The organism is Mycobacterium sp. KBS0706, assembly GCF_005938675.2.
Taxonomy (GTDB): domain Bacteria; phylum Pseudomonadota; class Alphaproteobacteria; order DSM-16000; family Inquilinaceae; genus Inquilinus.
In genome coordinates, this window is sequence record NZ_VCCH02000046.1 from 36,585 (window position 1) to 60,775 (window position 24,191).

A 24,191-nucleotide genomic window follows, 5' to 3' on the forward strand; every position below is an offset into this window, starting at 1 on the left:
CGGCGGCTGACACTGGGGGGCAACCATGCGCTTCGGCTTCGTCGGACTCGGCCTGATCCTCGTGCTGTTCCTGCCCAGCGCCCCTGCCGCGGCCCAGGACCAGCCGGTCGATCTCGAGCTGGTGCTCGCGGTCGACGTCTCCCGCTCGATGGACGATGACGAGCAGGCGCTGCAGCGCGACGGCTATGTCGGCGCCCTCACCCATCCCGAGGTGATCGACGCCATCACCTCCGGCGTCCATGGCCGCATCGCCATCACTTATGTCGAATGGGCCGGCGCCACCTCCCAGGCGGTGATCCTGCCCTGGCGGCTGATCGACGGCGCCGCGGCGGCGCGCACGGCGGCGGCGGATCTGTCCGAGACCTTCGGCACGGTGATGCGCCGCGGCACCTCGATCTCCGGCGCGCTCCTGTTCTCCGCCGGGCTGTTCGACAACAACGGCTACGAGGGCATCCGCCGCGCCATCGACATCTCCGGCGACGGGCCGAACAACGCCGGCTGGCCGGTGTCGGGCGCGCGCGAGATCGCGCTGGCGAAGGGCATCACCATCAACGGCCTGCCGGTGATCCTGAAGCGCGGCGGCTTCGGCGGCCTGCCGGAGCCCGACATGCTCGACGCCTATTACCGCGACTGCGTGATCGGCGGCCCCGGCGCCTTCACCGTTCCGGTGCGCAGCACGACGCAATTCGCCGAGGCGATCCGGCGCAAGCTGGTGCTGGAGATCGCCGGCGCGGTGCCGGAGGCGATGCCCGCCGCCTTCATCCCGGCCCAGTCTGGCGGCACCGACTGCATGATCGGCGAAAAGACCCGCCCGCGCTGGCTGGACCAGGACCAGCGCTGAGCCGGCCGAGATTGCGGTGGAATTCGATTCTGCAGGGTTGGACGCGATGACGTCAGCGGTGTGGATGCTGCCTGTTGTGGCGCTCGTTCAACAGCACTACACCCCAGCCCAGTGCCGCAACGACGATAGGGAGAATGACGAAAGCGAAAATCTGGGTCATTGTCATTCCTTCAACTCCCCGAGGACCCGCCTCGCCGCAATATGTAATACGGCAGCGGCGAAAAGCCAAACGACGAGCCCGGCGACGACCAGCCCGGTCGATACTGGATTATCGGCCTTGACGTTGTAGAAGGCCGCAGCCATCGGCGCGAGAACACCGATGGTGAAGCATGACGACGCCGCCGTGTTCAGCGCGCCAGCCAACAGCTTCGTCCGTTCGTTATGGACCAAGCTCATTGCGCGGATCCGCGTTCGACCAGCCGCCGAATTGTCTGCGGCATGCGTCGGACAGGCATGGTACGGCGTCGCGGATCCAATGCCATGTCTACCCCTCGACCACCAGCCGGTAGCCGACGCCGGCCTCGGTCGCGATCAGCCGCGGCCGGGCCGGGTCGTCGCCCAGCTTCTGGCGCAGCTGCCCGACATAGACGCGCAGATACTGCATCGCGTCGATATGGGCCGGGCCCCAGACCTCGCGCAGGATCTTCTGGTGCGTCACCACCCGGCCGTGATGGGCGGCCAGCAGGCGCAGGATCTCGAACTCCTTTTTCGACAGCCGGATCTCCCGCCCCTCGAACCGCACCCGGCGGTGCGGCACGTCGACGGTCAGCGGCCCGGCCTCGATCACCGCCTCGGCCGCCTCGTCCTCCTGCCCGCCGCGGCGCAGGGCGGCGCGCAGCCGGGCGGTCAGCTCGGCGATGCCGAAGGGCTTGGTGACGTAGTCGTTGGCGCCGCGGTCCAGCGCCTCGACCTTCTCGGCCTCGCCGGCGCGGACCGACAGCACGACCACCGGCACCGCCGACAGCTCGCGGATCCGGCTCAGCACCTGCTGGCCGTCGATGTCGGGCAGGCCGAGGTCGAGGATCACCAGGTCCGGCCGGTCCTGCACCACCCGCTCCAGCCCCTCGGTGCCGCCCGCCGCCTCGATCGGGGCATAGCCGTCGGCGGCCAGGCTGATCTTGAGGAAGCGACGGATCTGCGGCTCGTCGTCGATGATCAGGATGCGCGGCGGCCGCGTTTCGGAGGGCATCATAACGACAGTCCGAAATATTGATCCGTCATGGCGAGCCCCGAAGGGGCGTGGCCATCCAGGGGCCGGTGCGAGCGGCCCTGGATGGCCACGTCGCTGCGCTCCTCGCCATGACGGGGGAAAAAGCGGAGAGGAGTGGCAATCCCGAGCGTTCGCATCACATCCCCATCGAAATGCCGCGCAGCGCCGGCGCCGCGAGGTCCGGTGGGAAGGTCACGGTGAAGACGGCGCCACGCCGGTCGCCGCGGTTGCCGGCGGTGACTCGCCCGCCCATGGTCTCGACGAAGCCGCGGCAGATGGCGAGGCCGAGGCCGGTGCCGGCCTGGGCGCTGTCGCCGTGGTGGATGCGGTGGAACTTGTCGAAGATCGCCTCCAGCTTGTCCTCCGGGATGCCGTCGCCCTCGTCCAGCACCCGCAGCACCAGCCCCTTCTCCTCCCGCGCCGAGACGGTGATGGCAGTGCCGGCCGGCGCGTATTTGGCAGCGTTGTCGATCAGGTTGACCAGCACCTGCTCCAGCAGGATCGGGTCGAGCAGGTACAGCGGCAGGGCCGGCGCGATGTCCAGCACCAGCCGGTGCCGGACGACCAGCGCGGCGCAGCGTTCCGCCGCCGCGCCCACCACCTCGGCCACCTCGGTCGCCTCCAGCCGCGGCTGCAGCACGCCGGATTCGAGCCGGGTCATGTCCAGCAGGTTGCCGACGAAGCGGTTCAGCCGCTCGGCCTCGTCCTCCGCCGTCTCCATCAGCTCGAACCGCGCCGCCGGGTCCAGCGCTGCGTCGTGGCGGCGCAGACTGGAGATGGCGCCGATGATGGAGGCCAGCGGCGTGCGCAGGTCGTGGCTGATCGAGGTCAGCAGCGCGGCGCGCAGCCGCTCCGTCTCCGCCACCACGCGGACCTCGTCGACATCCTTGGCCAGGCGCACCCGCTCGATCGCCACCGCCGCCTGGTCCATCAGCGAGTCCAAGAGGCGCTGGTCGTCGGGGCTGAGCAGCGGGCCGGGCTGCTCGCGGTCGATGCCGACCACGCCGATCTGGCCGGAGGCGGTGCGCCAGGGCAGGAACAGCCATTTGCCTCCGGGCAGCGTATCGGCCCCCCGCCCCGCCGGCCGGTCATTGGCCCAGCTCCATTGCGCGGCCGCCCGCTCCGCCTCCTCGATCCGGTCCTCCGGCGGATAGCCGGCCACCACCTGCAGCGACCCGTCCTGCGGCATCAGCACGACCACGCGCAGCTTCAGCATCGACGCGATCTGGTAGGCCGCGGCCCAGAGCAGGTCGTCGGCCGAGGCGATCGCCGCCAGCTTGCGACTGAACCCGAACAGCTCCGCCGTCGCCCGGGCCCGCGCCGCGGCACCGCGGGCCTGCAGCCGGGCCCGGCTCTGCAGGTTCGAGGTGACGACCGCGACCACCAGGAAGAACACCAGCGTGGTGACGTTCGAGGGGTCGGCGATGACCAAGCTGTACAGCGGCGGCAGGAAGAAGAAGTTGACCGCGAAGACGCTGAGCAGCGAGGCGAAGATCGACGGCCCCAGCCCGTAGCGCGCGGCGCAGAACAGCACCGGGATCAGGAACACCAGCGCGATGCTGTTGGTGGTAGCGACGAAGGCGACCAGATGGGCGGCGGCGGTGGTGGCCGCAACGCCGACCGCGGCGACCAGGTACGGCCGCAGGTCGAGGCCGGCATCGGCCGGGCGGGTCTGGATCCGCTCCTCGCCGGGCTGGGCCTCCTCCCCCGCCATGACATGGACCGAGATCGACCCCGATTTGCGCAGGAGATCGTGCACCACCGAGCCGTGCAGCATCTCGAACCAGCGCGACCGGTCCGATTTGCCGATGACGATCTGGGTGATGTTGTTGCGCCGGGCGTAGGTCAGGATCTCGGCGACGATGTCGTTGGCCGGGAGGGTGACGGTCTCGCCGCCCAGCTTCTCCGCCAGCAGCAGGGTGCGGGCGATGCGGTCGCGCTCGGCCTCCTCCAGCCGGTGGTGGCGCGACCCTTCGATATAGACTGCGGTCCAGCGCGCCCCCAGCCGGTCGGCGACGCGCCGGGCGTAGCGGACCAGCGCCTCGCCGTTGGGCGCCTCGCTGACGCAGACCATGATGCGCTCGCCGGCGGCCCAGGGGCCGGTGATGGCATGGGCCCGCATATAGCCCAGCATCTGGTCGTCGACCCGCTGGGCGGTGCGGCGCAGCGCCAGCTCGCGCAGCGCCGTCAGGTTGCCGGGCTTGAAGAAATGGTCGACCGCGCGCCGCGCCTGGTCGCGGATATAGACCTTGCCCTCGGCCAGCCGCTTCTGCAGGTCCTCGGGCGTCAGGTCGATCAGCTCGATCTCGTCGGCGCCGTCGATCCAGGCGTCGGGCACGGTCTCGCGCACCCGGATGCGGGTGATCTGGGCGACGACGTCGTTCAGGCTCTCGACATGCTGGATGTTCAGCGTGGTCCAGACGTCGATGCCGGCGGCCAGGATCTCCTCGACATCCTGGTAGCGCTTGTCGTGACGGCTGCCGGGGGCGTTGGTGTGGGCCAACTCGTCGACCAGCACCAGCGCCGGCTTGCGCGCCAGGATGGCGTCGAGGTCCATCTCTTCCAGCGCCCGGCCGCGATGCTCGGCGCGGCGGCGGGGGATGATCTCGAAGCCGCCGACCAGGGCCTGGGTCTCGACCCGGCCATGGGTCTCGACCACGCCGATGACGACGTCGAGCCCGTCGCGCCGCCGGGCGGCGCCCTGGGACAGCATCTCGTAGGTCTTGCCGACGCCGGGCGCCGCCCCGAGGAAGATCTTGAGGCGGCCGCGGGTTTTCGCGACCGCCTCGAGCAGAGCTTCCGGCGAGGGACGGCGATCGTCGTCGGATCGATCGGTCAGTGACATGGAGCCAGCAGACTACGGGGTCTTCAGCCCGTCCAGCGCCATGTTGAGTCGCAGCACGTTGACCCGCGGCTCGCCGATGATGCCGAGCAGCCGGCCGGAGGTCGCGGCCTCCACCGCCTGGCGCACCTGGTCCGGCGGCAGGCCGCGGGCGGCGGCGACCCGGGCGACCTGCAGCGCGGCATTGGCCGGGCTGATGTCCGGATCGAGACCCGAGGCCGAGCTGGTGACCATGTCCGCCGGCGGGTTGGTGATGCCCTGCGCCGCCAGCGCGTCGACATCGCCCTTCACCCGGTCGGCCAGCGCCTGGCTGGTCGGGCCGAGGTTGGAGCCGGCCGAGTTGGCGGCGTTGTAGGGCTGCGCGATCGACTTGCTCGGGTCGTTCGGGTCGGTGCCCGAGGTCGCCGAGATCCGGCCGTGGAAGTACTTGTCGCTGGTGAAGTCCTGGCCGATCAGCGACGAGCCGATGACGGTGCCGTCGTCACGCTTGATCAAGCTGCCGTTCGCCTGGCCGGGCAGCAGCCCCTGGGTGATGCCGGTCATGGCGAAGGGATAGGCGATGCCGGTGAGGATCGTCAGCAGGACGACCATCACCAAGGCGGGGCGGATCTGGTTCAGCATAATGGCCTCACGCCAGGCCGAGGGCGGTGACGATCAGGTCGATCGCCTTGATCCCGACGAACGGGATGATGATGCCGCCCAGGCCGTAGATCAGAAGGTTGCGCCGCAGCAGGCTGGCCGCGCTCAGCGCCCGGTAGCGGACGCCGCGCAGCGCCAGCGGGATCAGCGCGATGATGATCAGCGCGTTGAAGATGATCGCCGACAGGATCGCGCTCTGCGGCGAGTGCAGATCCATGACGTTGAGCACCCCGAGCTGCGGGTAGAAGGCCAGGAACATCGCCGGGATGATGGCGAAGTACTTGGCCACGTCGTTGGCGATCGAGAAGGTGGTCAGGGCGCCGCGGGTGATCAGCAGCTGCTTGCCGATGCCCACCACCTCGATCAGCTTGGTCGGGTCGCTGTCGAGGTCGACCATGTTGCCGGCCTCGCGCGCCGCCACCGTGCCGGTCTGCATCGCCACGCCGACATCGGCTTGTGCGAGCGCCGGCGCGTCGTTGGTGCCGTCGCCGCACATGGCGACCAGCCGGCCCTTGCCCTGCTCCTCGCGGATCAGCGCCAGCTTGGCCTCCGGCGTCGCCTGGGCCAGGAAGTCGTCGACCCCCGCCTCGGCCGCGATCGCCGCGGCGGTCAGCGGGTTGTCGCCGGTGATCATGACCGTGCGGATGCCCATCCGCCGCAGCTCGGCGAAGCGCTCGCGGATGCCGCCCTTGACCACGTCCTTCAGATAGATGACGCCGAGCGGCTTGCCGTCCTTGGCCACGGCCAGCGGCGTGCCGCCGGCCTTGGCGATGCGCTCTGTGATCTGGTCCAGCTCCTTCGGCATGGCCAGGCGCGGGTTGCCGGCGACCTCGCGGACATGGGCGATGACGGCGTCGACCGCGCCCTTGCGGATGACCGAGCCCTCGATGTCCACGCCGCTCATCCGCGTCTGCGCGGTGAAGGGCACGAAATGGGCGTGCATGCGGCCGACCTCGCGGGCGCGCAGCCCGTACTTCTCCTTGGCCAGCACCACGACCGAGCGGCCTTCCGGCGTCTCGTCGCTGAGCGAGGAGAGCTGGGCGGCGTCCGCCAGCTCGGCGTCGGTGACGCCGGGCAGCGGCACGAACTCGGTCGCCAGGCGGTTGCCCAGCGTGATGGTGCCGGTCTTGTCGAGCAGCAGCGTGTCGACGTCGCCGGCGGCCTCGACCGCGCGGCCGGACATGGCCAGCACGTTGAAGCGCACCAGCCGGTCCATGCCGGCGATGCCGATCGCCGACAGCAGGGCGCCGATCGTGGTCGGGATCAGGGTGACGAACAGCGCCACCAGCACCACCACCGAGATCGACCCGCTGGCATAGGCGGCGAAGCTGGGGATGGTGACCGTGGCGAAAACGAAGACGATCGACAGGCCGGCCAGCAGGATGTTCAGCGCGATCTCGTTCGGCGTCTTCTGGCGCGAAGCCCCTTCGACCAGCGCGATCATGCGGTCGAGGAAGGTCGAGCCCTGAGCCGCGGTGATGCGCACCTTGACCCAGTCCGACAGCACCCGGGTGCCGCCGGTGACGGCCGACCGGTCGCCGCCGGACTCACGGATCACCGGGGCGGATTCGCCGGTGATCGCGCTTTCGTCGACCGAGGCAATGCCCTCGATCACCTCACCGTCGGAGGGGATCAGGTCGCCGGCCTCGACCAGCACCAGGTCGCCCTGGCGCAGGGAGAGCGCCGGCACCGGCTCGGTGTCGCGGCCGGTCGCATCGCGCAGCCGCTTGGCCACGGTGTCGGTCCGGGTGCGCCGCAGGCTTTCGGCCTGCGCCTTGCCGCGGCCCTCGGCCACCGCCTCGGCGAAGTTCGCGAACAGCACGGTGAACCAGAGCCAGAGCACGATCTGGATGGTGAAGCCGATGCCGGCGGCGCCGGTGGCGATGTCGCGCAGCAGCAGCACCGTGGTCAGGGCCGCGACGACCTCGACCACGAACATCACCGGGCTGCGCCACATCACGCGCGGGTCGAGCTTGCGGATCGCGTCGAACGCGGCCGGGCCCATGATCTTGGCGTCGAACAGCGACGCCGGGGAGTTGGAAGTCTTCATGACCGAATGTCCGATCAGAACAGGGTGCCGGCGGCGGAGGCGAGCTGGTCCACGATCGGACCCAGCGCCAGGGCCGGGAAGAAGGTCAGGCCGCCCATGATCAGCACGACGCCGATCAACAGGCCGACGAAGAGCGGCCCGGTGGTCGGGAAGGTGCCGGAGGATGGCGGCAGGCTGCGCTTGGCGGCGAGCGACCCGGCGACGGCCAGCATCGGCACGATCATCAGGAAGCGGCCGATCAGCATCGCGAAGCCGAGGGTGATCGTATAGAACAGCGAGGTCGCGGTCAGGCCGCCGAAAGCCGAGCCGTTGTTCGCCGTGCCCGAGGTGTAGGCGTACAGCACCTCGGTGAAGCCGTGCGGCCCCGGGTTGAGGATGCCGGCCAGCCCGGCTTCGGTCGACAGCGCCAGAGCGGTGAAGCCCAGCATCGAGGCCGGCAGGATCAGCAGGGCCAGCATGGTCATCTTGACCTCCTTGGCCTCGATCTTCTTGCCGACATATTCCGGCGTGCGGCCGACCATCAGCCCGGCGACGAAGATCGCCTCGACGACGAACAGCAGCATGCCGTAGAGGCCGGCGCCGACGCCGCCGATGACGACCTCGCCCAGCATCATGTTGATCAGCGGCATCATGCCGCCGAGCGCGGTGAAGCTGTCATGCTGGGCGATGATCGCGCCGCAGGAGGCGGCGGTGGTGATCACCGCGAACAGGGCCGACAAGGCCTCGCCGAAGCGGACCTCCTTGCCCTCCATGTTGCCCAGCGTGGTGTCGACGCCGAGCGAGGCCAGCAGATGGCCGCCGCCGGCTTCCTGCCAATAGGCGATGAAGACGCCGGCGAGGAACAGCGTGCCCATGGCGGCGAAGATCGCCCAGCCCTGGCGCTCATTGCCGACCATGCGGCCGAAGACGTTGGTCAGCGCGGCGCCGATCGCGAAGATCAGCACCATCTGCACCAGGTTCGACAGCGCGGTCGGGTTCTCGTAGGGATGGGCGGAGTTGGCGTTGAAGAAGCCGCCGCCATTGGTGCCCAGCATCTTGATCGCCAGCTGCGAGGCCACCGGCCCCTGGGCGATGGTCTGGTGCGCGCCTTCCAGCGTGGTGGCGTCGACATAGTCGCCGAAATTCTGCGGCACGCCCTGCCAGACGAAGAAGATCGTGGCGACGATGCAGATCGGCAGCAGCACGTAGAGGACGCAGCGGGTCAGGTCGACCCAGAAATTGCCGATGGTCTGGGACGACCGCCGGGCGAAGCCGCGCACCAGGGCAATGGCCAGCGCGATGCCGACCGCGGCGGAGGCGAAGTTCTGCACCGTCAGCCCGGCCATCTGCACCAGGTAGCCCATGGTGCTTTCGCCGCCATAGGACTGCCAGTTGGTGTTGGTGACGAAGCTGACCGCGGTGTTGAAGGCGAGGCCTTCCGGCACCGCCGACATGCCGGCGGGGTTCAGCGGCAGCACGTCCTGGAAGCGCTGCAGTGCGTACAGCACGACGACGCTGACCAGGCTGAAGATCAGCATGCCGAAGGCATAGCCGGTCCAGTGCTGCTCACGGTCCTCGCGCACGCCGGCGGCGGCATAGAACAGCCGCTCGACCGGGCGCAGGACGGGGGAGAGGAAGGTGCGCTCGCCCGCGAAGACCCGGGTCATGTAGCCGCCGAGCGGACGCACGAGGAGGATGACGATCGCGCAGTAGAGCGCGATCTGGATCCAGCCGTTGAGAGTCATGGCTGTCTCAGCTTTCCTGGCTCAGAATTTTTCGGGTCGGACCAGGGCATAGACGAGGTAGCCGAGCAGAAGCACGGATACGGCGCCGCCGAGGATGAGGTCGAATGTCATCGCGTCCTCTAGAGCCGGTCGCACAGCAGCACGTAGCCCAGGCCGACGGCGAAGAACGCCGCGGCCAGGGCGAGCATCAGAACGTCGAGCACGAAGTCTCCTTTCCGCAGATGGCCTGCGGACTCGTGTGATCGGCGCGGATCAGACACCCGCAGCGCATAAGAATTCGATCGGGATTTCCGCTATGCTGGCCGGGGCAATGGGCCGGGCTTGGGAGACGACGGATGATGACGGGCGGATGCCTGTGCGGGGCGGTGCGCTACGAGGTGGCGGCCGATCCCGTCTACACCGGACATTGCCATTGCCGGTCGTGCCAGCGCGCCAGCGGCGCCGGCCACTCCACCTATGTCGGGGTGCCGCGGGCGGCCCTGACCGTCCGCGGCGAGATCCGCAGCTATGCCGCGACCGGCGGCAGCGGGCTGCAGGCCCTGCGCCATTTCTGCCCGGTCTGCGGCAGCCAGCTCTTCGGCACCGCCGAGATGGATCCCGGCACGGCCACGCTCTATGCCGGGTCGCTGGACGATCCGTCGGCGATCCGGCCGGACGACGCGATCAACGTCCGCAGCCGCCAGCCCTGGGACCGGATCGCCGGTGGCCTGCCGGAATTCGACGGCATGCCGCCCGGAGCCGGCGGCGCGTAGCGTTCCTCAGCCGGCGATCGAACGGATGACCTGCGCCGGATTTCCGCCGACCAGGCTGTTCGGCGGAACGTCCCTGGTGACGACCGAGCCCGCCGCGACGACCGAATTCTCCCCGATCGTCACGCCGCCGATGACGATCGCGCCGGCGGCGATCCAGACATTCCTCTCGATCACGATCGGCTTGGCGACGACGCAGCTGCGCCGCTGTGCCGGCTCGATCGGATGGCCGGACGTGATCAGGCTCACATTCGGCCCGATCATCACGTCGTCGGCAATGTCGAGCCCGCCCAGGTCGTAGAAGGTGCAGTTCTGATTGATGAAGACATTGCGCCCGACGCTGATATCGGTCCCGCCGGTCGTGAAGAACGGCGGGATCAACAGAAAGCTGTCGTCGACCGTCTTGCCGATCAGATCGCCGAACAGGGCCCGGATCTGAGCCGCATCGTCGAACGTCAGGCGGTTGAGCGCGGCGGTGAGCGCCATCGCCCGCTTGACGCTCGCCGTCATGGCCGCCGATTCCGGCGTTCGCCTGGGAATGATCCTGGTGCGGTCGTCACTCGCCATGTGTTGTTTCCGTCCGCGTGCAGCCTGTCAGGCGAGGGTGAGGTAGATCTCGGCCTCGATCACCCATTCCGCGCCGGCCTTGCGCCATTTGGCGGTGTAGGTGCCGGATGCGAGGGGCAGGCCGCCGGCGACGCCCTGCCAATGGCCGTGCTCGAGGGCGATGGGCTCGACCGGCGAGACCAGGATGGTGTCGGGGGTGCGGGTGTAGATCGTGCGCATGGACGCGGCGAATTCGCGCTCCCAGGCTTCGAGCTGGGCCTTGCGGCCGGAGATGACGGCGCTGTCAGTGCCCGCGACGAGAATGGCGGCCGGCGCCAGGAGAGGACCGATGGCCTTCAGATCCGCCCCGGCCAGGGCACGATTGAAGGCCTCGCGTCGCCGGCGGATGGCGTGGTCGGCAGCATCGGTCATCTCAAGGCTTTCGGCAGGGGATCGAGCGCAGGATATTGCCTCCGCGCGCGACGGGGGTCGACGTCCCAGTTTGCGTTGCCGGATCACGCCTTCGAGGCCGCGAAAACCGCCAGCTGAGCGTCGAAAGCGCGCTTGTATGCAGGCCGCGCTTCGCCCCGGGCGACATAGGCCAAGAGGTTCGGGTACTCCTCCAGGATATCCGATCCCTGCAGCCGGCGGAGCACCGTCACCATCAGCAGGTCACCGGCGCTGAACGCACCATCGAGCCAGTCGGCATCGCCAAGGTGCCGGGACAGGTCGCCCAGCCGCTTGCGGATGCTGTTCTCGAGGAACCGCAGGCGCTGCTCGTACCAGGGCTCGTCGCGTTCGAGGATCCTGACCAGGGAGCGGTCGAAGATCGGCGGCTCCACCGTGTCGAGCGCGGCGAACATCCACGCGACCGCGCGCGCCCGGGCATTCGCATCGTCCGGCAGCAGGCCCCCATGGCGCTCGGCGATATGGAACACGATCGCCCCCGACTCGAACAAGGCGAGATCGCCTTCCTCATAGGTCGGGATCTGCCCGAAAGGCTGGAGGCCGAGATGCGCGGGTTCCCGCATCGCCTTGAACGAAAGCAGACGAACATCGTAGGGCCGGCCCGCTTCTTCGAGCGCCCAGCGAACGCGCATGTCCCGCGCCAGCCCCTTGCCGCGATCGGGCGAGCGTTCAAAGGCGGTAATGGTGATGGCCATCGTCGTTCTCCAAGTCTTGCCTGTCTTGAAGACGATCGGCCGGACGAGAGTCCGACATCCCATGGTGGGATGTCCGCGATCAGAGTCCCGCCGGCGGCCGGGCCGCCCAGACCAGGCCGTGCCAGGGCGTGCCGTCATAGGTCGCGGTGAAGTCGCGCGACGGATCGCGCCGCAGGCCCAGCCGCCCCATCACCGCCTGCGACCGCAGGTTGTCGGGCGCGGTGCAGGCCAGGATCTCGCCGAAGCCGAGCCGGCCGAACCCGTCCTGCAGCGCCGCCGCCGCGGCCTCGGTGGCGTAGCCCTGCCCCCAGGCGCGGCGCATCAGCCGCCAGCCGATCTCGACACCCGGGCCGAGCGGATGATCCGGCTCGAGCGGCATGATCCCGGCATAGCCGAGGACCTCCTCCGACAGGCTCTCGACCGCCCAGCGGCAGAAGCCGTGCCGGTCGAAGGCGGCGCGGTAGCGGTCGAGCTTGGCGTCGCTGCGCGCCCGATCCAGCGGCCCGCCGAGGTCGCGCATCACCTCGGGGTCGGCGGCGAGGGCGGCGAAGGCGTCGCGATCCGCCTCCCGCCAGGGCCGCAGCCGGAGTCGCGGCGTCAGCAGGATCATCGCTGGCCTCAGCGCCGGCTGTCGGGATCGAATTCCAGCCCGTCGCCGACCTCGTCCAGGCTCAGCAGCGGGCCGCGCGCCAGCGTCTCCCAACGCGTCTTCTCCGCGTCGCTCTCGATCGAGCCCACGGTCCGCTTCGCCCGTCGCGTCAGGTAGTTGACGCTGAGGCCCTCGATCTCGCCGCTGCCGCGGTTGGTGTCGGTCCGGTCGTAGCCGATCAGCTCGAACCGGCCGGTCTGCCAGCGGAAGGTCCAGGTCATGTTCGACATCCCCCACGAGCCGGCGCTGGCGAAGACGCCGAGCCGCAGGCGCAGCGTGCCGCGGGCGACCTCGAGGCCGCTGGCGGCGACGGAGTCGAAGGGGTCGTCCATGACCGGGTCGGTGCGGCGCGGGATCAGGGCGTGGTTCTCCAGCACCAGATCGTAGCCGTCGCCCGACACCCGGGCGAAGGCGGCGGCGAGGATGCGCGGATTGGTGTCCAGCGACTTCACGCCGAGCCCGTCCGGATTGGCCACCACATTCTTCGGGTCGGTCGCGTGCAGGACGAAGGCGAGGTCGGCCTTGCCGTCGCCGTTCAGGTCGCCCCTGGCCTGCGCCTCCAGCTGCCAGCCCGGCGGCACGAAGCCCTCGGCCGAGGCCGCCTCGCGAGGCAGCGCGGGATAGGTCACGGCAGGGATGGCCAGTTCCTGCGCGGCGGCGCAGGACAGGCCGGCGAGCAGAGCGACGATGGACAAAGCGATCTTCAAGGCGAATCCCCCTCCGGACACGATCGGCTCCAGAGACACCAGGCTTCGGGCTTTGTCATGGCAGCGCCGAGCCCCGCAGCCGGTCCAGCGCCAGCACGGCGCCGCCGGCCACCAGGCCCCAGAAGGCGGCGCCGATGCCGAACAGGGAGAGGCCGGAGACGGTGGTGACGAAGGTGACGACCGCCGGCAGCCGCTCCTCCTCCCGCGCCAGCGCGGTCGACAGGGCGCCGCCGAGGCTGCCGAGCAGCGCGAGGCCGGCCACCGCCTGGATCAGCAGCGGCGGCGAGGCGGCGATGAAGGCGGCGGCGAAGCCGGCGAACAGGCCGAGCCCGACATAGACGGCCCCGGCCACCACCGCCGCCGGCCAGCGCCGCGCCGGGTCGGGATGGGCCTCGGCCGAGGCGCACAGCGCCGCGGTGATCGCCGACAGGTTGACCGCGTGGCCGCCGAACAGCGCCGTCAGGGCGCTGGTCGCACCGGTGGCCACGAACAGCGGCCCCACCGGCGGCCGGTAGCCGTTGGCGTTCAGCACCGCCAGGCCGGGCACGTTCTGCGACGCCATGGTGACGATGAACAGCGGCACGGCGATGCCGATCAGCGCCCCGGTGGAGAAGGCAGGCGCGATGAAGACCGGCTCCGGCCACAGACGGGCGAAGGCCTCGGGCGACACGGCAGTGGTCAAGCCGATCAGCGCCACCGCCGTGACGACGGCGGCGGGCACGGCGTAGAGCCGGGCGAAGCGCCAGGTCAGCGCCCAGACCAGGATGACCGGCAGGGCCAGCATCGGCATGGATCCCACGGCTCTGGCCGGCGCCAGGCAGAGATCGAGCAGCACCCCGGCCAGCATGGCGCTGGCCAGCGGCGTCGGGATCGCGGTGACCAGCCGGCCGAAGGGACGCCACAGCCCGGCGGCGACCACCAGGGCAGCCGCGACCAGGAAGGCGCCGACCGCGGCCGCGAAACCGCCCGCCGGCATGCCGGTCGCGACCAGCAGCGCGGCGCCGGGGGTCGACCAGGCGATGCTGATCGGCAGCTTCGAGCGCCAGGACAGCAGGATCGCCAGCAGCCCCTGGCCGATGCAGACCGCGAGCAGCCCGGAGGCCGCCTGGGCCGGGCTGGCGCCGGCCGCCGTCAGGCCCTGCAGCACCACGGTGAAGGCGCTGGCGAAGCCGACGATGGCGGCCAGCAGCCCGGCCGCGACCGGCTGCAGCGCCGAGCCGCCGCGCGGCGCCAGGTCCGCACCGCTTGGCGCGTCGTCGAAGGAGGTGTCGGTCCGCATCGCCGGGCCTCTGCAGTGGGCCGGGGCAGACCTGCCGCCCGGCGGCCCGGAAGCTAAAGCCAGTCGGCCCGGTCCGAAACAGATCAATTGTTTGGATACAACCGCCGGCTACTGCGCGATCGCCGGCCGGTCCGGCTCCGAACCGTCGCAATAGATCCGGTTGCGGCCGCCCATCTTGGCGGAATAGAGCGCCTTGTCCGCCCGCGCATAGAGGCTGGCGGCCGTGTCGTCGGATCGGCCCTCCGCCAGCCCGGCGGAGAAGGTGTAGGCGACGTCCGGCCGGTCGGCGAACGGCCGGGCGGTGCGGACGACGGCCAGCATCCTCTCGACCAGCAGGGCCGCCTGCCCGATCGGCGTGCGCGGCAGGACCAGGACGAACTCCTCTCCGCCGACCCGGCCGAAGCAGTCGGACCGCCGGATCATGCCGGAGATCCGCTGGGCGAAGTCGCGCAGGATGAGGTCCCCGGCCTGGTGGCCGTACCGGTCGTTGACCAGCTTGAAATTGTCGATGTCCAGCAGGCCGATGCAGCCGGGGACGCCGGCCTTGGACGGCGGCCGGCGGAGCATCTCCTCGATCCGCTCGGTGACGAAGCGGCGGTTGGCGATGCCGGTCAGCTCGTCCGTGTAGGATGTCTTGACGGCGAAGTCCCGGTCCTGGCGCACGGCCCGATCCTCGGCCCGCAGGCCGGTGATGTCGCTGGCGATGCAAAGCATCCAGCCGTCGCCGCGGACGCTTTCCGTCATCCACAGCCAGCGGCCGTCGACCAGATCGGTCTCATAGGCCCGGAAGCCGGTCTTGCCACGGCGGGACTGCGTCGAGATCAGCCAGGCCTCGAAATCCTTCGCCCGGATCACCGAGCCCCGGCCGGCATCATGATTCCGGCGCATGATCTCGGACCAGAGCGGCGTCTCGGTCTCGTCGAGAAAGAAGGCGGCCCGGAAGGCCGGGTTGGCATAGCGCAGCCGGTCGAACTCGTCATAGGCAGCAACCAGAACCGACGTCCCATCGAACATCTGAACGAGGGTTTTGAGAACGCTGTCCATAATACCCCATCATGACCCAGATCCGGGTGCGGGGCGAGTACCGTCGAGTCTTGCGGATACGGCTTGCGGCGGAGGACGGCGAGGAGGATCGTAGGATGAGACTCGATGCCATCGAACGGCGATGGTGGCGGTCAGGGGGAGTATGAATCATGCGGCATCCGGCAGTGGCGTTGCTTTCGATGATCGTGGCCGGCATCGCCCTGGCCGCCTGCTCGTCCCCGGAGGTCCCGGGGGATAACTTCAACCTGTCGATTCACAACCCGACGCCCTCGGCCCAGTCCCGGACCCAGCCGACCGCCGCTCCCGGCGAGGATCCCTACAACCGGACCGTGCCGCTGCCCTGAGGTTTCTGGGCTGTAACGAAAACCGAGTCCACGTCACCCGGGGGGGCGCCTCGAATGCGGCTTTGCAGCGCAGGCGATCGCAGAAGGCGAATCTGGTTTCCATCTCCGCACCATAACAGTCTCATCCGAGGAGTTTGAGCCATGCGGGGTCCGGCACTCACAATCCTTCCGCTGGTTCTGGCCGGCCTGATCCTGGCCTCCTGCTCCACGCCCGTCATCCCGGGCGACAAGGTCAACCTCCAGGTCCGCGACCCGACGACCACGGTTGAGAGCCAGGACGATCCGAACGCGGAGCCCGGCGTGAATTCCGACAATCCGATCGTTCCGCAGCCCTGAGAGACCGTTTGGAATGCGCTGGTGTGAGTCGGATGGCGGTGGTTTCGAGAACCGGCGCGCAGCGGACGTTTGGGTCCGTGAGCACCGGAAGCTTCGAGTCCGCCGTCAGGCGGCCGCACCAGTGGCATTTCCAAACGGGCTCTGAGGCCGGTCACTCCATCCGGCGGCGGAACATCCATGCGGCCGCGCTGAGCGTCACCAGGGCGATCAGCGCCAGCGGCACGGTGTTGCGCAGCATCTCCTCGACCGGCAGCCCCTTCAGGAACACGCCGCGGACGATGATGATGAAATAGCGCAGCGGGTCGAGATAAGTCACCGGCTGCAGCCAGCCCGGCATGTTCTCGATCGGCGTGGCGAAGCCGCCCATCAGCGTCGCCGGGATCATGAACATGAAGGATCCGAGGATCGCCTGCTGCTGCGTCGCCGACAGCGCGGAGATGAACAGACCGATCCCGATCAGGGCCAGCAGGTAGAAGAACACGCCGGCATAGAACATGCCCAGCGACCCGCGCAGCGGCAAGCCGAACCAGACCACCGCCGCCAGCAGGTAGAAGCTGCAATGGGCGAAGCCGATCAGCAGCGACGGGATGGTCTTGCCCAGCAGGATCTCATGCACCCGAAGCGGCGACACCAGCAGCTGGTCGAAGGTGCCGAGCTCCCGCTCGCGCGCGATGGTCAGGCCGGTGACGATCAGCCCGATCAGCACCGCGATCACGGCGATCAGGTTCGGCACCATGAACCACTGCGTGTCCAGCGCCGGGTTGAACCAGAAGCGCGGCACCGCCGCATCCGGCTGGTCGGCGACGCCGCTGGGGCTGGCGGCGTCGGCGGCCATGCCGGCGACGATCTGCGACAGGTAGTTGCCGGCGAGCTGCGAGGCGTTGGAGCGGCGGCCGTCGAGGATGACCTGGACATCGGCCGGCCGGCCGGCGGCGACGTCGCGCGAGAAGCCGGGCCCGATCTGCACCGCCACCAGCACCTGCTGCCGGTCGATCGCCCGGCGCAGCGCCTCCGGCGTGTCGACCGGGACGATCATGCGGAAGGTCGGCGTACCCTCGACCCGCCGCACCAGCTCCTGGCTCCAGGCGCCGCGGTCGCGGTCGAGCAGCGCGATGTCGACGTTCTTCACCTCCATCGTCGCGGCATAGGCGAAGACGAAGAGCTGGATGATCGGCGGCACGATCAGGATCATCCGGCCGCGCGGGTCGCGCAGCACGGCCAGCAGCTCCTTGACGATCAAAGCCTTCAGGCGGCGCCACATGTCAGGCCAGCCTCTTCCGGGTCAGCCGCGCCGCCAGGGCCAACAGGACGGCACCCTCGAGCAGCAGCACGGCCATGTTGCGCAGGTACAAGGGCCAGATGTCCCCGGCCAGGAACACGGTCTGCAGCGCCGGCACGTAGTAGCGCGCCGGCAGGATGGTGGTGAGCCACTGGATCGGTTGCGGCATCGAGCTGATCTCGAACAGGAAGCCCGACAGCAGGAAGGCCGGCAGGAAGCCCGCGACCAGTGCCAGCTGCGAGGCCAGGAACTGGTTCTTGGTGGCGGAGGAGATGATCAGCCCCAGCCCCAGCGCCGGGCACAGGAAGGCGGCGGAGACCAGGTAGAGGGCCCCGACCGAGCCGCGGAACGGCACCCCGAACAGGAACACGGCAACGACGGTGCACAGGGTCAGCGACGCCAGGCCGAGCAGGAAATACGGCAGCACCTTGCCGGCCAGCAGCTCCACCGCGGTCACCGGCGTCGCCATCATCGCCTCCATCGTGCCGCGCTCCCACTCCCGCGCCACCACCAGGGCGGTCAGCAGCGTGCCGATCATGGTCATGACGATGGCGATGGCGCCGGGCACCAGCGTGTTGCGGCTGACCAGCTCCTGGTTGAACCAGACGCGCTGCTCGACATCGATCATCGGTGCGCCGTCGGCGCCCTGGCCTGCGGCCCGCTGCGCCCGCCAGCTCGACAGCGCGCCCTGGGCATAGGCCATGACGAAGTTCGCGGTGTTCGGGTCGGTGCCGTCGACCAGGATCTGGATCTGCGGCGTCCCGCCCGGCCGCGCCGCCTCGGCGGCGAAGGTCGCCGGGATCACGATGATGCCCTTGACCCGGTTGGTCACCAGGTCCTCGGCGAATTGCCGCCGGTCGGTGCCGATGCGGGCGTCGAAATAGCGCGAGGCCTGGAAGCTGGCGGCAAGGTCGCGCGCCTCCGGCCCCGGGCTTTCCACCGCGACGCCGACCTTGGTGTGGTCGGCGTCGAGCGACAGGGCGTAGCCGAACAGGAACAGCAGCAGCACCGGCAGCACCACGGCGATCAGCAGGCTGGACGGGTCGCGCAGGATCTGCCGGCTCTCCTTGCGCAGCAGCGCCCCGAACCGGCGCAGGCGGTCGGCGCGGGAGATGGCTGGGGCCTCGGGGACGGCGGCGGCGGTCATGCCTCATCTCCGAAATACGCTTCAGGCGTATTTTCTAGTGACGAGAAATGCGCTCCCGGCGTATATACCCTTGCGTGGATATCGACTTCGATCCCGCCAAGAACGCCGCCAACATAGCCCTCCGCGGCCTCGACTTCGCGGATGCTGCCCTGATGTGGCGGCAGGGGCCGGTGGTCGAAATCGAAGACGACCGGAGCGACTACGGCGAGCTTCGCGTCATCGCGATCGGGCGGATGCGAGGCCGGGTCTGCGTTGCGGTCTACACCGATCGTGACTCGATCCGCCGGATCATCAGCTTCCGCAAGGCCAACAGGAGAGAAACCAATGCCTACCAAGCGTGGGCGGCCCAGCAAGAGTGACTGGGTTCGCGTCGACGCCACGACGGACGAAGAGATCGCGGCCCAGATCGCCACCGATCCAGACACGGCGCCCGACATGGCCGACGCCATCGCCGCCCGGACCGGGCGGGCGGATCCGCCGGAGATCGACGTCGCCACGACGCGCCGGCGCCTCGGCCTGACACAGCAGGCCTTCGCCGATCGCATCGGCGTCGGCAAGCAGTTGGTCGCGGATTGGGAACAGCACCGGAAACGCCCGAGCGGCCCGGCCCGATCGCTGCTGGTGATCGTCGACCGGCTCGGCTGGCAGGCGCTGAACGCGATCCGGTGAGCGGAAGGGCCCATCACGCCGCCTCCTGCTTCGCATCCGAGGCCTCGACCAGGGCGATGAAGGCGTCCTCCATGGTCGGGTCGGGCCGGTCCTTGCCCGCCACCCCGGCCTTCAGCTCGTCCGGCGAGCCCAGCGCGATCGAGCGGCCGCGATAGATCAGCGAGATCCGGTCGCAGTATTCGGCCTCCTCCATGAAATGGGTGGTGACCAGCACGGTCACCCCCTTCTCGACCAGGCCGTTGATATGGGTCCAGAACTCGCGCCGGCTGATCGGGTCGACGCCGGAGGTCGGCTCGTCCAGAAACAGCACCTCGGGCTCGTGCATCACGGCGCAGGCCAGCGCCAGGCGCTGCTTGAAGCCGAGCGGCAGGGTGCCGGCCGAGCGCGCCAGCACGTCACCGAGCGCGAAGATCTCGGTCATCAGCCCGATCTGCCGCCGCGCCCGGCGCCGGTCGAGGCCATAGACCCCGGCGAAGAAATCGAGGTTCTGGGCGACGCTGAGATCGCCGTAGAGCGAGAATTTCTGGGCCATGTAGCCCAGCCGGTTGCGCGCCTCGGCGCTGTCGCGGCGCAGGTCGAAGCCAGCCACCCGCCCCTCCCCCGCCGTCGGCTTCAGCAGGCCGCACAGCATCTTGAAGGTGGTCGACTTGCCGGCGCCGTTGGGGCCGAGCAGGCCGAAGATCTCGCCGCGCGGGATGTCGAAGCTGATGTCGGCCGCGGCGGTGAAGTCGCCGAAGCGCTTGGTCAGGCCGCGTGCCTCGATCACCGGCCCGTCGCGCGGCGGCAGCGTCTCGCGCGCCTCGGCCAGCTTCGACCGGCCGCCGGGGCCGCCGCCGAGGATGTCGACGAAGGCATCCTCGAAGCGCGGCGCCGCCGGGCCGATCTTCGCGGCCGGGCCGGCCTTCTGCGGCGGCGTCGGGGGCTGCGCCACATCCTTGGCGACCAGCCGGATCGCGGTGCCCTGGATCACGCCGTCGATCACGCCGGGCTGGTCCAACACCGCGGCCAGCACCTGCCGCCGCCGCCCATCGACCCCGGTCAGCCGGAACACCCGGCCCTCGACCCGCCGGGTCAGCCCGCCCGGCTCGCCCTCGTAGAGCAGCTGGCCTTCGTTCAGCAGCAGCACCCGGTCGCATTTCTCGGCCTCGTCGAGATAGGCGGTCGACCAGACCACGCCGATGCCCTCGCGGGTCAGGTCCTGCACCATGCCCCACAGCTCGCGCCGCGAGATCGGGTCGACGCCGACGCCCGGCTCGTCCAGCAGCAAGAGGCGCGGCTTGCGCAAGAGGGCGCAGCCGAGGCCGAGCTTCTGCTTCATGCCGCCGGACAGCTTGCCGGCCAGGCGGCCGGTGAAGCGCTTCAGGTCGGTGAAGGTCAGGATCTCGTCATAGACCGCCGGCCGTTCCGCCTGCGGCAAGGCGCGGAGATCGGCGTAGAGGTCGAGATTCTCCTGCACCGTCAGGTCCTCATACAGGCCGAAACGCTGCGGCATGTAGCCGATCGCGGCCTGGATCGGTCCCGGCTCGGCCCGGCTGTCATGGCCGAGCACGGTCAGCGTGCCCTCCTCGGGCCACATGAGCGCGGTCATCAGCCGGATCAGCGTGGTCTTGCCCGCCCCGTCCGGCCCGACCAGCCCGGTGATCCGGCCGCCGCCGATCGCCGCGCTGACGGCATCGAGCGCCGGCTTGCCGGGCCCGAAGCGCTTGGTGACGCCGTCGATGCGGACCAGGTCTGCAGGAGCCGGAGTTGGGTTGGGTGTGCTGGTCGGCATGCCCCTATCCCCGAGCTGCCCGTGCCATCGGGGCGCGTTGCCTCTCCCGCAAGCGGGAGAGGCAATCGGATCGCTCCCCGAAGATCAGCGAATGCGTTGGAGCGAAGGCCATCTCATCCCCCCTTCGGCACACGCACGGTGACCGGCATGCCCTGGCGCAAGGCCGGGTCGGCGTCGTCGACGATGATGCGCAGGCGGTAGACCAGGTCGGTGCGCAGCTCCGGCGTCTGCACCGTCTTGGGCGTGAACTCGGCGACCGGCGAGACGAAGCCGATGCGGGCGCGGTACGGTCGGTCCGGCCTGGTGTCGGTGACCACCTCGACCATCAGCCCCGGATGGACCCGGCCGAGATCGGGCTCCGCGACATAGGCGCGGATCCAGACCGGCTTGGTCAGCGACAGCACATAGGCGACGCTGCTGGGCGCCATGATCGCCCCCGGCTCCGCCACGCGCGACAGGATGATGCCGTCGGCCGGGGCGCTCAGCGTCGCGTCGGCCAGCGAGGTCTCGGCGGTGGCGAGGTCGGCCTGGGCGGCGGCGAGGTTGGCCCGGCCGGCGGCGATGTCCTCGGCCCGGTTGCCCTCCAGCAGCAGCTCCAGCGCCTGCCGGTCCGACTCCAGCCGGGCCCGGGCCATGTCGCGGTCGGCCTGGTTCTGGTCCAGCGTCGATTGCGGGGCGTTGCCGCTCTGGCGCAGCTGCTGGGTGCGGTCGAAGGCCAGCTTGGCGTTCTCCAGATCGGCTTCGCGTTCCGCCACCGTGGCGCGGGCCTGGGCGATCTCCGCGGCTCGCGGGCCGGCCACCAGCTTGTCGAGATCCGCCTGGCGCGCCCCGACGCTGGCCTTGGCCGCGGCGAGGCTGTCCTGGAACGGCCGGTCGTCGAGCCGCGCCAGCACCTGGCCGGCGGTCACCGCCTCGCCCTCCTCCAGCTTCATCTCGACCAGCCGGCCGGAGACGCGGAAGCCGAGCTCGGCCTGGCGAATGTCGACATTGCCGTAGAGGGTCAGCGTGTCGCCCTGCCCCTGGCGCCAGCCCAGCCGGCCAGGCAGGTCGAACCACCAGCCGGCGGCGACCGCGGCCGCGACCAGGACGAGGATGGCGATGCGGATCTTCATGGCTGCTTCTCCGCCGCCAGGCCGCGCAGATAGATGTCGAGATGCCGGTCGATGAAAACGGCGAGGTCGAAGTTCTCGTCCTGGCGGACGAAGGTGGTGCCCCAGATCACCGCCATCAGCAGCGGCGCGATCATCAGCCGGGCCGCATCCACGGGATCGACCGGCCGGATCTCACCCGCGGCGATGCCGCGCTCGATCAGGCCGGAGACGACGCCCAGCATCCGGTCGATCACGGTCTGGCGCCAGAACTGCGCCAGCTCCGGGAATTGCGGGGATTCGGCGATGATCAGGCGCGGGAACTGCAGCAGCGAGGACCCGGCCATGGTGCCGGTGATCGCCCGCAGCAGCCGCGGCAGGATCTCCAGCACCGGGGCGCCGGGCTGCGCCGTCTCGCCGATCAACCGCTCGACATTGGGCAGCACCGCCTGGCGCACCAGCGCCTCGAACACCGCCTGCTTGCTGGGGAAGTAGAGATAGACCGTGCCCTTGCTGACCCCGGCGCGGGCGGCAATGTCGTCGATCCGCGTCGCGGCGAAGCCCCGCTCCACGAACAGCTCGAACGCCGCCTCCAGCAGCTCCGCCGGCCGCGCCTCCTTGCGCCGTCTCCGCACCGCCTGGGCCATGACCGGTCCGCTCGCCTTCGTTAATGACTGACCAGTCAGTTATTAGCGAAAGACCGACAGGAGTCAAGGACGGCTGCCCGGATCTGGGCCACAACCGCGAGGCACGCCACACTGTGACGATTGGATGTATATGGAGGCGATCTATTGACAGATAGGACTAAATCATCTCAAGATCACAGTCTCTACTCACCAAATTATTGAATTTGTTTTGCTCTCCATATCTAAATGGTTGTGTTTATTTTGCAATTTCGCGCAATTATCTAAAATTTGAACATTCCGAACGAAGTTGTAGTCGATGCCTTGATCTGGATTCTGCAACACTTGCACAATGCAAATGCTGGAGGAAATTCATGACATCCAACGATCTATTCGTCGAGATCGATTGTGAGAGCGGTCTTCAGAAAGGTCGCCTGAACCTGTGCTATCGGGTCGAGGGCGCTCCGTCGCATCCGCCCGTTCTGATGATCATGGGCCTGAACTCCCAGCTGATCTATTGGCCGCAGCCGCTCGTCGACACGATCGTGGCCGCGGGCTATCGGGTCATCCGCTTCGACAATCGCGACAGCGGCCGGACGGAATGGGTGGGGAACGCGCCCTTCGCCTATACCCTGGGCAACATGGCCAAGGACGCCACCCGGTTGCTGGATCACCTCAATATCGACAAGGCCCATATCGTGGGGGCATCGATGGGCGGCATGATCACGCAACGGCTGGCGATCGATCATCCCGCGCGGGCGCGCAGCGTGTGCTCGATCATGAGCACCACCGGCAACCCGGAGGTCGGCGGCGCCGAGGAGGGCGTCTATGACGAGCTGGCGAAGCCGCTCCCGTCCGACCCGGAGGAGGCGATCGAGCAGGTCTATCAGCTGTTCAAGCTGATCGGCTCGAAGACATATGCCGAAGAGGAGGAGCCGAACCGCCGGGCGCTCGCCAGGGCGGGATATGAGCGGTCGCTCGGCCACCCCGGGGGCGGCCTCCGTCAGGTCGCCGCGATCCTTGGCGCACTCGATCGCACAGAAGCGCTCAAGGGCGTGACCGTCCCGGCTCTCGTGATCCATGGCAACGAGGACGCGCTCATCAACATCTCCGGTGGCCACGCCACGCACAAGGAGATCCCGGGGGCCGTATGGTACGGGCATCCCGAGAATGGTGCCGAAGGCATGGGGCATGACCTGCCGCTGCCGCTCCTCGACGGGATTGCGGCCGGGATCCTCGCTCACCTCAAGCGGGGGTAGCGGAACGCTGGAGATACGCGCCTCGCCATGACGGCGAAGGATCCGGCGAGCACCACTGCGCTCTAAACACATTGTGCAGTTGTATTAATCTGCAATCTTGTTCATGGTATGTTCCATGAGCAAGACGCAGACCGATTCGACCACGAAGACCCCGCCCGCTTCCGAGGAGGAGCGGGCGGCGGATCTGTGCGTGCTGTCGGAGCTGGTCGAGATCCAGATGTCGATCGCCCGG

General features: G+C 69.2%; 27 protein-coding genes. 7 read left to right on the plus strand and 20 right to left on the minus strand.

Annotated features, from left to right (window positions below):
- Window positions 1-25 precede the first annotated feature (25 nt).
- Window positions 26-841, plus strand: coding sequence for a DUF1194 domain-containing protein (locus FFK22_RS23530; protein ID WP_138888906.1), 816 nt, complete (start codon window positions 26-28; stop codon window positions 839-841).
- 162 nt (window positions 842-1,003) lie between these two features.
- Here FFK22_RS23530 and FFK22_RS23535 read toward each other — a convergent pair whose 3' ends face one another.
- From FFK22_RS23535 to FFK22_RS43140, 8 genes are all read right to left on the minus strand, one after another.
- A complete protein-coding gene (locus tag FFK22_RS23535) occupies window positions 1,004-1,237 on the minus strand; it encodes a hypothetical protein (RefSeq protein ID WP_138888905.1) in 234 nt (77 codons plus the stop codon).
- An 88-nt stretch (window positions 1,238-1,325) separates the two neighbouring features.
- Window positions 1,326-2,033, minus strand: a complete 708-nt coding sequence (locus FFK22_RS23540) for a response regulator (RefSeq protein WP_306770157.1) — start codon at window positions 2,031-2,033, stop codon at window positions 1,326-1,328.
- Between the two features lie 154 nt (window positions 2,034-2,187).
- Window positions 2,188-4,896, minus strand: coding sequence for a sensor histidine kinase KdpD (locus FFK22_RS23545; RefSeq protein WP_138888904.1), 2,709 nt, complete (start codon window positions 4,894-4,896; stop codon window positions 2,188-2,190).
- Window positions 4,897-4,908: 12 nt separating this feature from the next.
- Entirely contained in the window at window positions 4,909-5,514 is a 606-nt protein-coding gene (kdpC, locus tag FFK22_RS23550; protein ID WP_138888903.1) for a potassium-transporting ATPase subunit KdpC, read from the minus strand.
- 7 nt (window positions 5,515-5,521) lie between these two features.
- Window positions 5,522-7,582: a potassium-transporting ATPase subunit KdpB gene (gene kdpB / locus FFK22_RS23555; protein WP_143956864.1), complete on the minus strand. Its 2,061-nt coding sequence runs from the start codon at window positions 7,580-7,582 to the stop codon at window positions 5,522-5,524.
- A 14-nt stretch (window positions 7,583-7,596) separates the two neighbouring features.
- Window positions 7,597-9,306 (minus strand): potassium-transporting ATPase subunit KdpA, encoded by a 1,710-nt coding sequence (kdpA, locus tag FFK22_RS23560; protein WP_138888901.1) that lies wholly within the window; start codon window positions 9,304-9,306, stop codon window positions 7,597-7,599.
- 21 nt (window positions 9,307-9,327) lie between these two features.
- Window positions 9,328-9,417, minus strand: a complete 90-nt coding sequence (gene kdpF, locus FFK22_RS23565) for a K(+)-transporting ATPase subunit F (RefSeq protein ID WP_138888900.1) — start codon at window positions 9,415-9,417, stop codon at window positions 9,328-9,330.
- Window positions 9,418-9,425: 8 nt separating this feature from the next.
- Window positions 9,426-9,566, minus strand: coding sequence for a hypothetical protein (locus FFK22_RS43140; RefSeq protein ID WP_186002619.1), 141 nt, complete (start codon window positions 9,564-9,566; stop codon window positions 9,426-9,428).
- Window positions 9,567-9,641: 75 nt separating this feature from the next.
- Here FFK22_RS43140 and FFK22_RS23570 point away from each other — a divergent pair, with 75 nt between their 5' ends.
- On the plus strand, window positions 9,642-10,058 hold the full coding sequence (locus FFK22_RS23570) for a GFA family protein (RefSeq protein WP_138888899.1): 417 nt from the start codon (window positions 9,642-9,644) through the stop codon (window positions 10,056-10,058).
- 6 nt (window positions 10,059-10,064) lie between these two features.
- On the opposite strand, the gene FFK22_RS23575 is transcribed toward FFK22_RS23570, so the two are convergent.
- The 7 genes from FFK22_RS23575 to FFK22_RS23605 all read right to left on the minus strand — a co-directional run bounded on the left by FFK22_RS23575 (window position 10,065) and on the right by FFK22_RS23605 (window position 15,443).
- A complete protein-coding gene (locus tag FFK22_RS23575) occupies window positions 10,065-10,622 on the minus strand; it encodes a sugar O-acetyltransferase (protein ID WP_138888898.1) in 558 nt (185 codons plus the stop codon).
- A 27-nt stretch (window positions 10,623-10,649) separates the two neighbouring features.
- Complete coding sequence (locus tag FFK22_RS23580; RefSeq protein ID WP_138888897.1) at window positions 10,650-11,033, minus strand: nuclear transport factor 2 family protein; 384 nt, start codon at window positions 11,031-11,033, stop codon at window positions 10,650-10,652.
- 83 nt (window positions 11,034-11,116) lie between these two features.
- On the minus strand, window positions 11,117-11,764 hold the full coding sequence (locus FFK22_RS23585; RefSeq protein WP_138888896.1) for a glutathione S-transferase family protein: 648 nt from the start codon (window positions 11,762-11,764) through the stop codon (window positions 11,117-11,119).
- 79 nt (window positions 11,765-11,843) lie between these two features.
- Window positions 11,844-12,374, minus strand: a complete 531-nt coding sequence (locus FFK22_RS23590) for a GNAT family N-acetyltransferase (protein ID WP_138888895.1) — start codon at window positions 12,372-12,374, stop codon at window positions 11,844-11,846.
- Between the two features lie 8 nt (window positions 12,375-12,382).
- Window positions 12,383-13,141, minus strand: coding sequence for a hypothetical protein (locus tag FFK22_RS23595; RefSeq protein WP_221938798.1), 759 nt, complete (start codon window positions 13,139-13,141; stop codon window positions 12,383-12,385).
- Window positions 13,142-13,175: 34 nt separating this feature from the next.
- Complete coding sequence (locus FFK22_RS23600) at window positions 13,176-14,399, minus strand: benzoate/H(+) symporter BenE family transporter (RefSeq protein ID WP_138888894.1); 1,224 nt, start codon at window positions 14,397-14,399, stop codon at window positions 13,176-13,178.
- A gap of 108 nt (window positions 14,400-14,507) precedes the next feature.
- Complete coding sequence (locus FFK22_RS23605; RefSeq protein WP_138888893.1) at window positions 14,508-15,443, minus strand: GGDEF domain-containing protein; 936 nt, start codon at window positions 15,441-15,443, stop codon at window positions 14,508-14,510.
- Between the two features lie 149 nt (window positions 15,444-15,592).
- Between FFK22_RS23605 and FFK22_RS23610 the strand changes: the two genes are divergently transcribed.
- Together FFK22_RS23610 and FFK22_RS23615 are read left to right on the plus strand one after the other, a co-directional pair.
- A complete protein-coding gene (locus FFK22_RS23610) occupies window positions 15,593-15,787 on the plus strand; it encodes a hypothetical protein (protein ID WP_138888892.1) in 195 nt (64 codons plus the stop codon).
- Between the two features lie 141 nt (window positions 15,788-15,928).
- Window positions 15,929-16,123, plus strand: coding sequence for a hypothetical protein (locus FFK22_RS23615; RefSeq protein ID WP_138888891.1), 195 nt, complete (start codon window positions 15,929-15,931; stop codon window positions 16,121-16,123).
- Between the two features lie 151 nt (window positions 16,124-16,274).
- Here the strand turns inward: FFK22_RS23615 and FFK22_RS23620 are convergent, their stop codons facing one another.
- Both FFK22_RS23620 and FFK22_RS23625 read right to left on the minus strand, forming a co-directional pair.
- Window positions 16,275-17,384, minus strand: coding sequence for an ABC transporter permease (locus tag FFK22_RS23620; protein WP_138888890.1), 1,110 nt, complete (start codon window positions 17,382-17,384; stop codon window positions 16,275-16,277).
- A 1-nt stretch (window position 17,385) separates the two neighbouring features.
- Window positions 17,386-18,549 carry an ABC transporter permease gene (locus FFK22_RS23625; protein WP_138888889.1) on the minus strand — a complete coding sequence of 388 codons (1,164 nt, stop codon included), beginning with the start codon at window positions 18,547-18,549 and terminating at the stop codon, window positions 17,386-17,388.
- A 74-nt stretch (window positions 18,550-18,623) separates the two neighbouring features.
- On the opposite strand from FFK22_RS23625, the gene FFK22_RS23630 reads away from it, so the two are divergent.
- Together FFK22_RS23630 and FFK22_RS23635 are read left to right on the plus strand one after the other, a co-directional pair.
- Window positions 18,624-18,908, plus strand: a complete 285-nt coding sequence (locus FFK22_RS23630) for a BrnT family toxin (protein ID WP_221938799.1) — start codon at window positions 18,624-18,626, stop codon at window positions 18,906-18,908.
- Complete coding sequence (locus tag FFK22_RS23635) at window positions 18,874-19,218, plus strand: DNA-binding transcriptional regulator (protein WP_138888887.1); 345 nt, start codon at window positions 18,874-18,876, stop codon at window positions 19,216-19,218. The genes FFK22_RS23630 and FFK22_RS23635 overlap by 35 nt, the downstream gene beginning before the upstream one ends.
- 13 nt (window positions 19,219-19,231) lie before the next feature.
- On the opposite strand, the gene FFK22_RS23640 is transcribed toward FFK22_RS23635, so the two are convergent.
- From FFK22_RS23640 to FFK22_RS23650, 3 genes are all read right to left on the minus strand, one after another.
- Window positions 19,232-20,989, minus strand: a complete 1,758-nt coding sequence (locus FFK22_RS23640) for an ATP-binding cassette domain-containing protein (RefSeq protein WP_138888886.1) — start codon at window positions 20,987-20,989, stop codon at window positions 19,232-19,234.
- A 113-nt stretch (window positions 20,990-21,102) separates the two neighbouring features.
- Complete coding sequence (gene hlyD / locus FFK22_RS23645; RefSeq protein ID WP_138888885.1) at window positions 21,103-22,101, minus strand: secretion protein HlyD; 999 nt, start codon at window positions 22,099-22,101, stop codon at window positions 21,103-21,105.
- Window positions 22,098-22,724, minus strand: coding sequence for a TetR/AcrR family transcriptional regulator (locus FFK22_RS23650; RefSeq protein WP_138888884.1), 627 nt, complete (start codon window positions 22,722-22,724; stop codon window positions 22,098-22,100). The genes hlyD and FFK22_RS23650 overlap by 4 nt, the downstream gene beginning before the upstream one ends.
- Before the next feature lie 350 nt (window positions 22,725-23,074).
- Here FFK22_RS23650 and FFK22_RS23655 point away from each other — a divergent pair, with 350 nt between their 5' ends.
- A complete protein-coding gene (locus FFK22_RS23655) occupies window positions 23,075-23,959 on the plus strand; it encodes an alpha/beta fold hydrolase (protein ID WP_138888883.1) in 885 nt (294 codons plus the stop codon).
- The last annotated feature ends 232 nt before the right edge of the window (window positions 23,960-24,191 follow it).

What these genes read in the sequence shown, in the direction of transcription:
- hlyD (WP_138888885.1), bottom strand. Translation starts at nt 22,101, where the DNA reads ATGAAGATCCGCATCGCCATCCTCGTCCTGGTCGCGGCCGCGGTCGCC.
- FFK22_RS23635 (WP_138888887.1), top strand. Translation starts at nt 18,874, where the DNA reads ATGCCTACCAAGCGTGGGCGGCCCAGCAAGAGTGACTGGGTTCGCGTC.
- FFK22_RS23615 (WP_138888891.1), top strand. Translation starts at nt 15,929, where the DNA reads ATGCGGGGTCCGGCACTCACAATCCTTCCGCTGGTTCTGGCCGGCCTG.
- FFK22_RS23625 (WP_138888889.1), bottom strand. Translation starts at nt 18,549, where the DNA reads ATGACCGCCGCCGCCGTCCCCGAGGCCCCAGCCATCTCCCGCGCCGAC.
- FFK22_RS23590 (WP_138888895.1), bottom strand. Translation starts at nt 12,374, where the DNA reads ATGATCCTGCTGACGCCGCGACTCCGGCTGCGGCCCTGGCGGGAGGCG.
- FFK22_RS23640 (WP_138888886.1), bottom strand. Translation starts at nt 20,989, where the DNA reads ATGCCGACCAGCACACCCAACCCAACTCCGGCTCCTGCAGACCTGGTC.
- FFK22_RS23600 (WP_138888894.1), bottom strand. Translation starts at nt 14,399, where the DNA reads ATGCGGACCGACACCTCCTTCGACGACGCGCCAAGCGGTGCGGACCTG.
- kdpF (WP_138888900.1), bottom strand. Translation starts at nt 9,417, where the DNA reads ATGACATTCGACCTCATCCTCGGCGGCGCCGTATCCGTGCTTCTGCTC.
- FFK22_RS23570 (WP_138888899.1), top strand. Translation starts at nt 9,642, where the DNA reads ATGATGACGGGCGGATGCCTGTGCGGGGCGGTGCGCTACGAGGTGGCG.
- FFK22_RS23585 (WP_138888896.1), bottom strand. Translation starts at nt 11,764, where the DNA reads ATGGCCATCACCATTACCGCCTTTGAACGCTCGCCCGATCGCGGCAAG.
- FFK22_RS23575 (WP_138888898.1), bottom strand. Translation starts at nt 10,622, where the DNA reads ATGGCGAGTGACGACCGCACCAGGATCATTCCCAGGCGAACGCCGGAA.
- FFK22_RS23605 (WP_138888893.1), bottom strand. Translation starts at nt 15,443, where the DNA reads ATGGACAGCGTTCTCAAAACCCTCGTTCAGATGTTCGATGGGACGTCG.
- kdpB (WP_143956864.1), bottom strand. Translation starts at nt 7,582, where the DNA reads ATGAAGACTTCCAACTCCCCGGCGTCGCTGTTCGACGCCAAGATCATG.
- FFK22_RS23545 (WP_138888904.1), bottom strand. Translation starts at nt 4,896, where the DNA reads ATGTCACTGACCGATCGATCCGACGACGATCGCCGTCCCTCGCCGGAA.
- FFK22_RS23650 (WP_138888884.1), bottom strand. Translation starts at nt 22,724, where the DNA reads ATGGCCCAGGCGGTGCGGAGACGGCGCAAGGAGGCGCGGCCGGCGGAG.
- FFK22_RS23535 (WP_138888905.1), bottom strand. Translation starts at nt 1,237, where the DNA reads ATGAGCTTGGTCCATAACGAACGGACGAAGCTGTTGGCTGGCGCGCTG.
- kdpA (WP_138888901.1), bottom strand. Translation starts at nt 9,306, where the DNA reads ATGACTCTCAACGGCTGGATCCAGATCGCGCTCTACTGCGCGATCGTC.
- FFK22_RS23530 (WP_138888906.1), top strand. Translation starts at nt 26, where the DNA reads ATGCGCTTCGGCTTCGTCGGACTCGGCCTGATCCTCGTGCTGTTCCTG.
- FFK22_RS23610 (WP_138888892.1), top strand. Translation starts at nt 15,593, where the DNA reads ATGCGGCATCCGGCAGTGGCGTTGCTTTCGATGATCGTGGCCGGCATC.
- FFK22_RS23540 (WP_306770157.1), bottom strand. Translation starts at nt 2,033, where the DNA reads ATGATGCCCTCCGAAACGCGGCCGCCGCGCATCCTGATCATCGACGAC.
- kdpC (WP_138888903.1), bottom strand. Translation starts at nt 5,514, where the DNA reads ATGCTGAACCAGATCCGCCCCGCCTTGGTGATGGTCGTCCTGCTGACG.
- FFK22_RS23580 (WP_138888897.1), bottom strand. Translation starts at nt 11,033, where the DNA reads ATGACCGATGCTGCCGACCACGCCATCCGCCGGCGACGCGAGGCCTTC.
- FFK22_RS23655 (WP_138888883.1), top strand. Translation starts at nt 23,075, where the DNA reads ATGACATCCAACGATCTATTCGTCGAGATCGATTGTGAGAGCGGTCTT.
- FFK22_RS23620 (WP_138888890.1), bottom strand. Translation starts at nt 17,384, where the DNA reads ATGTGGCGCCGCCTGAAGGCTTTGATCGTCAAGGAGCTGCTGGCCGTG.